Annotated in this window: 10 protein-coding genes; 9 read left to right on the top strand and 1 reads right to left on the bottom strand. The window is 37.4% G+C overall.

Going from position 1 to position 13,427, the window contains the following annotated elements:
- The first annotated feature begins 277 nt into the window (after window positions 1-277).
- Genes MHI22_RS11355 through MHI22_RS11335 form a run of 5 tightly spaced genes read left to right on the top strand, consistent with a single transcriptional unit; the run spans window position 278 to window position 7,735 of the window.
- The gene (locus MHI22_RS11355) at window positions 278-1,603 is read left to right on the top strand and encodes a nucleotide sugar dehydrogenase (protein ID WP_058844825.1); all 1,326 of its coding nucleotides are present in this window, start codon (window positions 278-280) and stop codon (window positions 1,601-1,603) included.
- A gap of 16 nt (window positions 1,604-1,619) precedes the next feature.
- Window positions 1,620-3,050: a polysaccharide deacetylase family protein gene (locus MHI22_RS11350; protein ID WP_340811985.1), complete on the top strand. Its 1,431-nt coding sequence runs from the start codon at window positions 1,620-1,622 to the stop codon at window positions 3,048-3,050.
- Window positions 3,047-4,918, top strand: coding sequence for a glycosyltransferase family 2 protein (locus MHI22_RS11345; RefSeq protein ID WP_330493981.1), 1,872 nt, complete (start codon window positions 3,047-3,049; stop codon window positions 4,916-4,918). Before MHI22_RS11350 ends, MHI22_RS11345 begins: the two co-directional genes overlap by 4 nt.
- Window positions 4,915-6,666, top strand: coding sequence for a polysaccharide deacetylase family protein (locus MHI22_RS11340; RefSeq protein ID WP_340811983.1), 1,752 nt, complete (start codon window positions 4,915-4,917; stop codon window positions 6,664-6,666). Before MHI22_RS11345 ends, MHI22_RS11340 begins: the two co-directional genes overlap by 4 nt.
- A gap of 22 nt (window positions 6,667-6,688) precedes the next feature.
- A complete protein-coding gene (locus tag MHI22_RS11335) occupies window positions 6,689-7,735 on the top strand; it encodes a glycosyl hydrolase family 18 protein (RefSeq protein ID WP_230593772.1) in 1,047 nt (348 codons plus the stop codon).
- Between the two features lie 509 nt (window positions 7,736-8,244).
- Here the strand turns inward: MHI22_RS11335 and MHI22_RS11330 are convergent.
- The gene (locus MHI22_RS11330) at window positions 8,245-9,147 is read right to left on the bottom strand and encodes a LysR family transcriptional regulator (RefSeq protein WP_036119678.1); all 903 of its coding nucleotides are present in this window, start codon (window positions 9,145-9,147) and stop codon (window positions 8,245-8,247) included.
- A gap of 526 nt (window positions 9,148-9,673) precedes the next feature.
- Here MHI22_RS11330 and sufC point away from each other — a divergent pair.
- Genes sufC through sufU form a run of 4 tightly spaced genes read left to right on the top strand, consistent with a single transcriptional unit; the run spans window position 9,674 to window position 13,423 of the window.
- Window positions 9,674-10,453, top strand: a complete 780-nt coding sequence (sufC, locus tag MHI22_RS11325; RefSeq protein ID WP_036119680.1) for a Fe-S cluster assembly ATPase SufC — start codon at window positions 9,674-9,676, stop codon at window positions 10,451-10,453.
- An 18-nt stretch (window positions 10,454-10,471) separates the two neighbouring features.
- Complete coding sequence (sufD, locus tag MHI22_RS11320; protein WP_340811981.1) at window positions 10,472-11,779, top strand: Fe-S cluster assembly protein SufD; 1,308 nt, start codon at window positions 10,472-10,474, stop codon at window positions 11,777-11,779.
- Complete coding sequence (locus MHI22_RS11315) at window positions 11,779-13,008, top strand: cysteine desulfurase (RefSeq protein ID WP_340811980.1); 1,230 nt, start codon at window positions 11,779-11,781, stop codon at window positions 13,006-13,008. The genes sufD and MHI22_RS11315 overlap by 1 nt, the downstream gene beginning before the upstream one ends.
- Complete coding sequence (gene sufU, locus MHI22_RS11310) at window positions 12,998-13,423, top strand: Fe-S cluster assembly sulfur transfer protein SufU (RefSeq protein WP_036119698.1); 426 nt, start codon at window positions 12,998-13,000, stop codon at window positions 13,421-13,423. The genes MHI22_RS11315 and sufU overlap by 11 nt, the downstream gene beginning before the upstream one ends.
- Window positions 13,424-13,427 lie beyond the last annotated feature (4 nt).

Raw genomic sequence — 13,427 nt, 5'->3', positions numbered from 1 at the left:
GAGTATATTTTATAATTGTTTAGAAATTGTTTAGTTATAATTAGTACTATATAAATGTTGATGAAGTTTTTTTGAGTTAAATTTATTTTTTTAATCTATTTTGACTAGAAAAATCATACGTAAGTATGTAGCGATGAAAGGAGTCTGTACAGTACGATGATGAGAAGTGATAAATTACTTTGCAGAATGCTTGCCATGAATAACTATGGTCAAACGAAGCTGTAACGAAAAGAACGATGACAATGGACTACTAGATTAGATAAAGGAGTAATTTTTTATGACAATTGAAACGACATCATTAAGCAAAGCTTTATCAAAAAAAATCCACACAAAAAAAGCTACAATTGGGGTTATTGGGCTTGGCTATGTAGGGTTACCATTTGCAGTGGAAATGGTTCAAAGTGGGTTTCAGGTAATAGGCTTTGATAAAAACCAAGATAAAATCATGCAGTTACAAAATGGTCATAGTTATATCGCTGATCTACCTAAAGAAAATATACAGCAAATGCTAAAGAGTAATCAATTTGAGCCAACGAATGATTTTTCTAAGCTTTCACAAGTGGATGTCGTTATGATTTGTGTGCCTACACCTACTACTGCAGAAGGAACTCCCGATATTTCATATATAAAAGAAGCAACACATACCATCGGACAATATATCAAGACGAATGGGTTAGTTATTCTTGAAAGCACAACGTATCCTGGGACAACAGAAGAAATTGTCCAGCCTATTTTAGAAAACTATGGTTTTGTGATTGGTCAAAATTTATTTTTAGCCTATTCACCAGAACGTGTGGATCCAGGAAATATCAACTTTTCCGTATCAAATACGCCTAAAGTGGTTGGTGGAATAACTGCAGCATGCTTAGAAGTATCAAAGATCTTTTATGAAACAGTCATTCATACCAATGTTTGTCCTGTTTCAAGCCCAAGAGTGGCTGAGATGGAGAAATTGCTGGAAAATACATTTCGTCAAATTAATATTGCCCTTGTCAACGAGTTAAGTCAGATTTGCTACAAAATGGATATCGATATTTGGGAAGTCATTCATGCAGCTTCTACAAAGCCATATGGTTTTATGCCATTTACACCTGGACCAGGAGTAGGAGGGCATTGTATTCCAGTCGATCCTAAATACTTATTGTGGGCAGGACAACAACACGGGATCTCGGCAACGCTAATTGAAGCGGCAGATAAAGTCAATGATTCCATGCCTCATTTTGTGGTGAACAGATTAGAAAACTACTTACGTCTACAAAGTAAAGAGCTGTGTAAGGCAAACATTGTTGTCATTGGCGTTACTTATAAGCCCAATATAAATGATTCACGTGAATCTCCAGCACTTCGTGTTATTCAACAACTACTAGATAATCAGTGTCAGTTAAAGATTATCGATCCTTTTATTGAAACCTTTTCTGTAGAGCAAGCTCTTGTCAAGACGGACCTACTAACAGTAGAAATAATCCAACAGGCAGACGCAGTATTAATTTTAACGAATCATTCAGATATTGATTACTCTTTAATTGACCAACAGGCTTCTTTAATTTTTGATACACGAAATACCCATTTTCTGTTTAAAAATAAAAATTATTACAAATTATAAGGAGAATTCATGGGAAATGAAACAACTTAAACTATGTGGTCTGCTCATTCTAATGTTGTTAGCAGGCTGTCAATCTACTCCTAAAGAAACGATTCACCCAGTTGATTCTACCATAGACGTCAAAAAATCTGATGGTACTATGAGTGACTTAATCAGTCATGCCAATATAGTTGTGCCAAAGGTTGCCTTAACATTTAATGGCTTCGCAGATAATGAAACGATGGAGTTACTACTGACAAAATTAGATGAATCGAATATGAAAGCAACCTTTTTTCTAGAGGGGATGCGTGTTGCTCAGGAGCCAGAGCTTGTTAAAGAAATATTAAAAAGGGGACATGAGGTGCAAAATGGTACATTGACATTTCCAGATGTATCAACTTTAGATTATGACCAAACGTATGAAGAAATCGTTTTAACCAATCAAATTTTTAAAGAGCATTTAGGTTATACACCACAATTTGTTCGCAGTCGCTCAGGTGATGTTACCGATAATATGCGCTTAGCAGCAGCAGCACTAAATATGAAGGCCGTTATTGGATTATCTATTAATCCACTTGATCGAAAAATGCAAAGTGCTCAGGAATTGATCGACTATATCGGCCAATATATTGATAGGGGCTCTATTATTCATCTCAACACATACATTAACCCTGCTATTATGGATGCCATTCCTTTATTAGCCCAATTAGCGAATGAACGGGAGTATACCTTTACTACTTTAAGTGATTTATTAGATGAGCGCTATTTAACAAAGTCTGTAGAAGAGATAGCTGGTTATGATGCTGTTAGCCCCAATTTAAATTATGAGCAGGTCAAGCCGAATTTATATTATCGGAAAGAGACGACTAAAAAGGAGATTGCGATTACTTTTGATGACTGGGCACATGAAAAAAGAGTAAAAGAAGTGTTGGATATTTTACGTAAATATGAAATCAAAAGCACCTTTTTCTTGATCGGTAGTGGCGTGGAGAAAAATCCACAATTAGCAAAGATGATTGTAGAGGAAGGTCATGAGGTAGCTAGTCACTCCTATTACCATCTAGATGTTACGAAAATGACACCCGAAGATTTACAGGACGATTTAGTAAAAGCACATAGGGCTTTGACCTATGCGCTACAAGAGCCACCTCTACTCTATTTTAGACCAGCACAAGGCATAATGGATGAGCGAACAGCCAAAATCATCACTGCTGCGGGCATTAAAACGATTGCTATGTATGATATAGCTTCTTTTGATTGGAATTTAGAGTATACAGCACAAGACATTTATGATCGAGTGATGTCTAGGGTCGGGCCAGGAAAGGTCATTGTCATGCACATTTTAGATGGAACTAATACGGTAGAAGCACTGCCACTCATCATTGAAAAGCTGCAACAAGATGGTTACAGCTTTAGTAAAATGTCGACTTGGATTGAAGAAGATTCAAATAGGGATGTGAATGAATGATGAAAACGAAAAAAGAGGTTTTAACCATACCACGCTCTGATCGTCGGATTTTATCAAATATTCCTGATCCCGAAAATGTACGGAGCCTTGTCAATCGGCGTGGCGCATCTTACCAGAAAGATGAAATTGATCCTGCCGATGTGAATGAAATTTATCGGCTCCAACAACTAAGCTTGCGCTATGAAACTCATTTTGAGGTGCAAATTAAACGAGCACGACGTCAAGTGAGTTCAGACAAATACTATGCGGAGGATATTTCAGTAACAGGTATCCTTGTTTACACGAATCAGCCCCATCATTTACTCATCGATGAAATTTTAACAATGAATTTTACAATACCAGGTGGAGCGATGCCTGAGGGCTATGAAGCTAAAGTAAAGTTAAAGGCTAAGGTTAAACGTTTTTTTACGAAAGAGATAGATGGACAAATCCGGTATTACGTTGCCTGTGAATTTTTACAGCCTTTGAATGAATATATGACAAAAAAACGTTGGGGCATTTCTATTTTTATGGCCAGTTTATTTTTATTGGTTGTATCACTTATTGTCATGTTAATGCGAGCCGAAAGTGTGATTTACTTTAGGTTTAATAAATTTTTATATTTATATAGTATTATTGCGGCTACGTTTCTACTAAGTAGATATATATTTGGTATTTTCTATAAGAATGTACCAATCAATCCGAAGTTTGAACCAGGTGTATCGATTATTATCCCCGTGTTTAATGAGGAAGAATGGATTCATCGCACAATTTCAAGCTGTATCAATCAATATTATCCAGTAGATAAATTAGAAGTCATTGTTGTGGATGATTGTTCAACAGATCGTACGGAAGAAAAGGCAAAGGACATGATTGACCTTATTCATCAAGAGGGCCAGCGTTTTAGGACAAATGATCGCTTACAGTTTTATAAGCTGCCACAAAATGGAGGGAAACGGGAAGCGTTAGTAGCTGGTGTTCATCAAGCAAAGCATGATTTAGTTGTTTTTGTGGATTCAGATAGCTTTTTAGAGCCACATGCAATCCGCAATTTAGTACAGCCATTTCAAGATCCTAAAATGGGCGGTGTAGCTGGCCGAACTGAGGTTGAAAATAAATTTACGAATGCTCTAACGAAATTACAAACGGTCCGTTATTATATCGCCTTCCGCATTATGAAAGCGGCTGAATCATGGTTTGATACGGTTACTTGCTTATCTGGGCCATTAGCATGTTATCGAAAAGAGCTTATTTTAAAAAATGAAAAGGCCTGGCTCAATCAAAAATTTCTTGGTCAGCCAGCGACATTTGGTGATGATCGCAGTATGACTAACTATATTTTGAAAACGCATCGAACAGGTTATCAGGACAATGCCATTTGCTCAACGATCGTACCCTCTGACACAAAAGTTTTTTTATCACAGCAAATGAGATGGAAACGCTCTTGGCTAAGAGAATCATTACGAGCATTTTTATTTATGTGGAAAAAAGAACCGTTTATGTTCCTTTTCTTCATTATTGGTTTAATTGTGCCGATTGCTGCACCAATTGTCGTTGTTTATAACTTAATTTATGTACCACTGATGTATGGTATTTTTCCAACCACTTTTTTAATTGGCTTACTACTAATGGCCATGTTAATGAGTTTGGCTCATTTATTCTTTAGAAAAAGTAAATTATGGGGATTTGGCTTTATCTTTGTTCTCTATTATGAATTTATTTTGCTTTGGCAGATGCCAGTTGCTTGGGTGACGTTTTGGAAATCTACATGGGGGACAAGGGAGACACCTCAGGACATTCTCGCGAAAGAAAAGAAAATGGAAAAGCAAAAATTACGAAAATCCCGATTTTCGATGTTAAAAATTAGAAAAATGGGTGAGAAGGAATGAATGAGAGAAATATAGAACTCCAGCCAGCAAAAAAAAATCGTCGAAAAATCATCCGTTCAATCGTGCAATTAATCATTGTAGTTTTGTTAGCTGTTATTTTAATAAAAGCTGTATTTTTAACAGAGAAACGAACAGCTGAAACGGTACCATTAAACAATAAAGAGGGCTTTATTGCCCTTTCCTATTTCGGTGTGAGTAGAAATGATTCACCTAAATATGTGTCCAAAAAGAATTTAGAAGAACAATTAACATTGCTAGAAAAGCAAGGTTATCAAACCATTACGCAACAGGATATTTTAGATTTTTATCAAAAAGATAAACCATTGCCAGAAAAAGCATTGTATTTATCGTTTGAGGATGGACGAACAGACTCCAGTATTTTTGCTCAAAATATTATGGAAAAATTAAATTATAAGGCGACGATGTTTACGTATGCTAATAAAATGGATACGCGAGACAATAAATTTTTAAAGCCTAAAGATTTAAAGCTAATGGAACGAAGCGGTTATTGGGAGCTAGGATCTAATGGATATAGGCTAACCTATATTAATATTTTTAATGATAAGGGACAGTCTCTTGGTGTGATTGATGAAAATAATGTACCAAATAAAACAACGATAGAATACTATAACCACTATTTAATGGACTTTATTCGAAATCAATATATGATTCCAAGTGAAACACGATTAGAGATGGAAAAACGCATTCGCAAGGATTACACATTGATGGAGGAAATCTATCAACAGGAGTTTGGCGAAGTGCCGAAAGCCTATGCAATTATGCATGCCAACTCACTGTATAACAATATGGACCCACTTGTTCAGCATGTCAATGATAAGGAAATTAAAGACAAGTTTCGTATGCACTTCAATTTAGAGTTAGGTGCCTATAATGATCGAGAGGCAGATTTGTATAATTTAAATCGCTTGCAAGTCTCCCCCTATTGGTCAACCAATCATGTCATGATGAAAATCCGTCAAGCTAGTAAACAAAATGTTGAATTCAAAATAGGGGATCTTTCATTAGCACAGAAGTGGGATGTAATGAACGGTGCTGCTGAATTTGAAAACAATGAAGTTACGTTAACATCAGCACCATCAAGTGAAGGGAGAATTCTCTTTAAGGAAGCCTTACCCGAAAACTATCAGGCGCATTTTACTTTTAAGGGAAATGTTGTGGGTCAGCAAGCCTTCTATATTAATTACGATGAAAAAACGAATAGCTATTTGCGAGTTGCATTAGTAGATAATGAGATTGTGATTAGCGAAAAATTACCAGGAGCAGGAATTGTTGAAAAGCAGCGTTTTCAGTTAAATGAAATAAAATGGAATGAAGAGGAATATGCCTTTAACAAAGCGACCGTTTATTCCTATCAAGATACACAAAATGGGTCACGGATTAATGACAAAGAATACCCAAGAAACTTAACGAAAAAAAGAGTATTTAACATTACCGTGAATAAGGATAAAATAGAAATAGATGTTGATAATGTATTATCCGGGACCGTTCAAATAAATCCATTGTTACAAGGGTCACAAATTGGATTTGGTGCATTGTACAGTAAAAAGGATACTTCACATGAACAGTATGCAGATGATATTTACGATACATTGATAGAGGATATATTAATTACAGACAGTAAAGATCAAACCATATTTACGAACCAATATACGAATTTTGAGAAGGTGAAGCATAAAACCATCACCATGTTTAATCATGTTGTGGATTTCTTTATTGAAACCTTCTAAATCGGGGTGAAATTTGATTCAAGTGAAGAACTTTGTATTGTTTATATGTATAGCACTACTATTTATCACTGCTTGTAGTAATAGTAAAGAGCCACCAGCTGAAGCAAAGGTAGGAATAAAGGACAAGGAGAAGCTTCGATTGTCCATCTGGTTACCAGAATGGCAAAATAAATCTGCGATGGAGGATGTGAAAAATTCTCTAGATGGATTACAAGATATACGGGTTTTTGGTGCTTATTTTAATAGCAAAGATGAACTATTATTAACTGAAAATGCGATTGACATGCTACAACAAACGCAGCAACAATTTAATGATTCCCATCCTGTAATCCTAACGCTTATCAATGATTATGTAACAGATAATGCCCCTTCTGTTCAAAAGGACAGTACGCTTTTGCATAGACTCGTGCAGGATTCTTCTGCGAGGCAAAAGCATATCAATAATATTTTGCAAGTAGTCGATCAATACCAAGTGAGTGGCATTGAGATTGATTATGAAAAGGTAGCACAGAAAGACCTTCGAAACTACATTCTTTTTTTAAAAGAGCTGTACAAAGCTCTTTCAAAAAAGGATGTGACATTACATGTCGTTCTAGAGCCAAGTTTTCCATTTAATATGAAATTGCCAAATGGACCAATCTATACTGTCATGGCCTATAATGTTCATGGCTATCATAGTGGTCCAGGTGCGAAGGCCACTTACTCTTTTCTCAATGATTTAGTGAGAAAAGTGAAGAAGTCCAATCAGGATTTAGCGATTGCCTTTGCTACAGGAGGCTTTGATTGGGTAGCCGAAGGTCAAATTGTTGCTTTAACAGAGCTTGAGGCTGAACAACTATTAGCTGAAACGAATGCAGTGAAGCAGCGTGATAAGGGGAGTGGGGCCGTTTATTTTACGTATGTAGATGATGACAATGTCAGTCATGAGGTTTGGTATGCAGATCAAGAAACACTTGAGAAATGGGTAAACTATATACAAAAAAGAAGCTATCATGACGTGGTGCTATGGCGTGCTGGAGGCTTAGGTGCAAGAACTTTACAATGGATCAGTGAGCAATCAATTGAATAGCAATCATGCAAAAAAATCGCCTTTTCAGGCGATTTTTTTCATAGTATTGAAAGTGAAAGGTGAAAAGGGCTTTTCGTTTTAGGAAACTTGCTTTCCGCTTGTTGTGCAGAATAAAAGCAGTTGCCCCCTGTCACGCTATCCTACGGGAGTCAAGTAGTCTGCCACTCTCATCTGCAAAGTGATAAAGGTTGCACAAATAAAATGATGGTGTTCATTACTCATTTAATCGATGGCTGTTGGGACCAATACTTCTTCACATTGAAAATAATAGCCTATCCTTTCTCTAATAATAGGCTATGTTCCTTAAGTTAGTAAGAAAGACAAAATGCAGTATGGTTGATTAGAGTAGAGCCAGCGTCACTCTTAGGGATTAGCGTCACAGCGGAGACCTGGAGCGAACGCGGTGAGTGAAGCGGCTCATCGGATGCCCCTTGGAAAGGATGCTGGCGGAACGGAAATCAACCTCTCGCCTTGTCAAAAAGTCTTTCTCTGCTATTGACATCGCCTTTTTATTGGAATTGGGAAAGACGAGAAAAGAAATGTTTCACAAAATCTAAAAAGATTGCTTCAGATGGTGCGATTTCTCGATTTACGGGTGAGATAATGCCAACAGTTCTAGGTATTGTGGGTGATTCAATTGGAACCTTGACGGTAAATCGAGCGGCTGAATCATATAAGGAGCTTTCAGGTAATAGACTAACACCTATACCAGCAGCTACTAAACCTTTCAGTGCATCCAAATCCTCACCTTCTGAAATAACATTTGGTAAGAAGCCTGCAGCACGGCAAGCATCCATAGCTACTTTATGTAATATATAGCCATCTGGAAATAAGACAAATAAATCGTTTTTCAACTCTGCTAGCTGAATACTTTCCCTTTTAGCTAATGGGTGATTAGCAGGTAGTAGTGCGGCGATGTTCTCAGTGAACAGAATTGTGGACTGAATGGATTCGTCCTTAGGGGGTAATGGTCCCAAAAAGGCTAGGTTTAACTCCCGGTTTTTGACCGCATCAATTAAAAATCGATAAGATCCTTGACGTAGTTGGAATTGTAAATCGGGATATTCTCGTTTAAAGGCGGATATAACAGTAGGCAGAACATAGCTAGCCAAACTTGTTGGAAAGCCAATTTTAATAGAACCTTTGGCAGGATCCAAATATTCTTCTACTTGCTTTGCCGCAAAATCAATGGCCTTTAAGGCTGTAATGGTATGCTCAAGAAATGTTTTCCCAATGGGAGTTAATTTCACATTTCGACCAACGCGCTCGAACAACGGCGTGCCTAATTCATCTTCAAGGTTTGCGATTTGCCGACTGATGGCAGATTGGGCTACATGGAGATGCTCCGCGGCCTCTGAAATATGCTCCCGTTCAGCAACCTCTACAAAATAGCGTAATTGACGTAACTCCACAAACATTCACCTCTATTAATCTAAAAATAAGATTGATTTTACCTTAATTATATATTATTTAAGATGAAAAATGATTGTAAATGCCAAAATAATAATTAGAATATTATGTTATCTTGCGAGATGGATTTGGTTATTGAAGTCTAGAAGAAACTTTGCCTAAAATATCTTGTTTTTAATTGATTCCATTTTAATGAAATAGGTTATAGTATAGTTATGGTTGTTTATGCAAATTTGTCATAAAACCGCTACAATTAACACTTTCCAAGGGGTTTTCACTATGTAGCTAGATGAAATCTATTCTCAATTAGGGATATTTCATTGAAAATGAAGAAAGTCTATTCTCATTGTCTAGCTGAACTAGTAATAATCTGAAAATGCTTATAAATCCTTTGTTTTTCAATATTTTATTTGAGAAATGGGAAAGTAATTGAAATGGTTTGCATAGAGAACGATTTTCAGTTAAGATTAGAATGATAATAATTAAGGAATGGTTGACCCATTCACTGAACACTATGGAGGTATTTTCATGTCAACTTTAGTTATTAAAGATCTTCACGTTGCGATCGACGGGAAAGAGATTTTAAAAGGCGTAAATCTTACAATTAATACAAATGAAATTCACGCAATCATGGGACCAAACGGAACTGGTAAATCGACACTAGCTTCTGCAATTATGGGTCATCCTAAATATGAAGTCACTTCAGGTACTGTAGAGCTTGATGGCGAAGATGTACTTGAAATGGAAGTGGACGAGCGTGCTCAAGCTGGTTTATTCCTAGCAATGCAATATCCATCAGAAATTGCTGGTGTAACAAATGCTGATTTCTTACGTTCGGCGATTAATGCACGTCGTGAAGAAGGCGATGAAATTTCATTAATGAAATTTATTCGTGAATTAGATAAAAATATGGATTTCCTAGAAATGCATGAAGATATGGCTCAACGTTATTTAAATGAAGGTTTCTCTGGCGGTGAGAAAAAACGTAATGAGATTCTTCAATTAATGATGATTAAACCAACATTTGCCATTTTAGACGAAATTGACTCTGGACTTGATATTGATGCATTAAAAGTAGTATCAAAAGGCATTAACGCAATGCGCGGTGAAGGCTTTGGCTGCTTAATGATCACACACTATCAACGTCTATTAAACTACATTACTCCAGATCATGTACACGTAATGATGCAAGGACGTGTTGTAAAATCTGGTGGTGCAGAGCTTGCACAACGCTTAGAAGCAGAAGGCTATGATTGGATTAAAAAAGAATTAGGTATCGAAGAAGAAGCAGAAGAACAAGAAGCATAAGAAGGAGGACGAACTAGCATGACAGAGGAACTTAACTTGCCTGTAACAGTACAGGACGTGCGCTCGTTCTCAGAAGCAAATGGTGAACCAACTTGGTTTACAGAACTTCGCGCGGCAGCACTAGACAAAGTAACTGGTTTAGATTTGCCAAAACCAGATAGAACGAATATTACAAAATGGGATTTCATGGAATTCCCGCAATTGGCGGTTCATAGTGAGGCATTCTCTTCATTGGATGCTCTACCTGAAGAAGCAAAAGGGTTAATTGACCTTGAATCACAAGAAAACCTATATATCCAACGTAATAATACACCAGCGTACATTAAGACATCGCAAGAACTTATTGATAAAGGTGTTATTTTTACTGATATTTTCACAGCAGTCCGTGAACATGGTGAACTTGTTCAAAAATACTTTATGACAGAAGCTGTTAAAGTGGAGGAGCATAAGTTAACAGCACTTCATACAGCGCTTGTTAATGGTGGTGTGTTTGTATACGTACCAAAGAACGTAATCATTGAGCAACCACTTCAAGTTGTTTTCCTAAACGACAATGCAGAAGCTTCATTATACAACCACGTTTTAGTAGTAGCGGAAGTTAATTCTGCTGTAACTTATGTAGAAACATATATTTCAACAATTGAAGAGGCAAAAGGTCAAGCAAATATTATTGCTGAAGTCGTTGTCCAAGATAATGCACAAGTAACATATGGTGCAGTAGATGTACTTGCAAAAGGCTTTACGACATACGTAAATCGTCGTGCACGATTAGCACGTGATGCAAAAGTTGACTGGGCTCTTGGTTTGATGAATGACTCAGATACAATCTCTGAAAACATTACACATTTAATTGGTGACGGTTCTCATGCAGATACAAAAACAGTAGTAGTTGGTCGTGGAGAACAAAAACTTAACTTCACTACGGAGGTTCGTCACTGGGGTAAAAACTCTAACGGGCATATCTTAAAGCATGGTGTAATGAAAGATGCAGCTCAATCAATCTTTAACGGTATTGGCTATATCGAGCATGGTGCGACAAAAGCAGATGCACAACAAGAATCACGTGTATTAATGCTGTCAGAAAAAGCTCGTGGGGATGCAAACCCAATTTTATTAATTGATGAAGATGATGTAACAGCAGGACACGCAGCGTCTGTTGGTCGAGTAGATCCATTACAGCTTTATTATTTAATGAGCCGTGGTATCTCAAAAGCAGAGGCAGAGCGCCTTGTTATCCATGGATTCCTTGCGCCAGTTGTTACGCAATTACCAATTGAGGGCGTTCAAAAGCAACTGACGGAGGTTATTGAAAGGAAAGTTCGCTAATGATGAATAAAGACATTAAAAGCTATTTCCCAATTTTAAATCAGGATGTCAACGGTCATAGACTTGTTTATCTTGATAGTGCTGCAACGTCTCAAAAACCTGTTCAAGTGATTGAAGCTATTAAAGCATATTATGAATTTGATAATTCTAATGTTCACCGTGGCGTGCATACATTAGGAAATCGTGCAACAGATAAATATGAAGGTGCACGTGAAAAAGTTCGTAAGTTTATCAATGCACAATCAACGCAGGAAATTATATTTACACGTGGCACAACAACGGCTTTAAATACTGTGGCGTCAAGTTATGGGCGTGCTAATGTCGTGGAGGGTGATGAAATTGTTATTACCCATATGGAGCACCACTCCAATATTATTCCTTGGCAACAGCTGGCTAAAGAGAAAAATGCAACATTGAAATACATTGAGCTAGAAGCAGATGGTACTATTAGTCTGGAGAAAGTTCGTGCAACAGTCACACCTAAAACGAAAATCGTTTCTGTTTCTATGGCGTCAAACGTCCTTGGAACAATAAATCCAATTAAAGAAATTGCTCAAATTGCACATGCTAATGGTGCGGTTATGGTGGCCGATGGTGCACAAGCTGCCCCACATATGAAAATCGATGTGCAAGATTTGGATGTGGATTTCCTCGGATTCTCAGGGCATAAAATGTGCGGACCAACTGGAATAGGTGTACTATATAGTAAAAAGGAACACCTTGAAAAGATGGAGCCAATTGAGTTTGGTGGCGAAATGATTGATTTTGTCGGGCTTTATGATTCAACGTGGAAGGAATTACCGTGGAAATTTGAAGGTGGAACGCCTATTATTGCAGGTGCAATAGGTTTAGGTGCCGCTATTGATTTCTTAACTGACATTGGGCTAGATAATATTGCAGCACATGAGCATAAGCTTGTAGGCTACGCAATGGATCAGCTTGAGACAATTGACGGTTTGAAAATTTTCGGCCCACGTGATCCAATGAAGCGTTGTGGATTGGTGACATTTAACTTAGATGATGTACATCCACATGATGTTGCAACGGTGCTTGACATGAATGGGATTGCTGTTCGTGCAGGACATCATTGTGCACAGCCACTAATGAAATGTCTTCAGCAAGTAGCAACAGCGCGTGCAAGCTTCTATCTGTACAATACAGAGGAGGATATTGACCGTTTAGTTGCAGGGTTACGTTCTGCGAAGGAGTATTTTGGAGATGTCTTTTAATAATTTAGATCAACTATATCGTTCGGTCATTATGGATCACTATAAAAATCCTCGTAATAAAGGATCTTTAGAAGAGGATGCTGTAACGATTGATATGAACAATCCAACATGTGGCGACCGCATTCACTTAACATTAAAAGTGACTGACGGTATCGTAGAGGATGCAAAATTTGACGGCGAAGGCTGCTCTATTTCCATGTCCTCTGCATCGATGATGACACAGCTCATCAAAGGGAAAAAGGTTGAAGAAGCAATAGAGCTTTCAGATATTTTTTCTAAGATGATGATGGGGGAAGAGTATAGCGATAAATACGACCTTGAGGATGTAGAAGCACTGCAAGGTGTTTCACAATTTCCTGCACGAATTAAATGTGCGACATTAGCTTGGAAAGCAATGGAAAAAGGCGTGAAATAAATCT

The sequence above is a fragment of the Lysinibacillus sp. FSL L8-0312 genome (assembly GCF_038003285.1).
Taxonomy (GTDB): domain Bacteria; phylum Bacillota; class Bacilli; order Bacillales_A; family Planococcaceae; genus Lysinibacillus; species Lysinibacillus fusiformis_D.
Note: the sequence above shows the minus strand (reverse complement) of the source record. Positions and strands in the feature narration are given on the sequence as shown.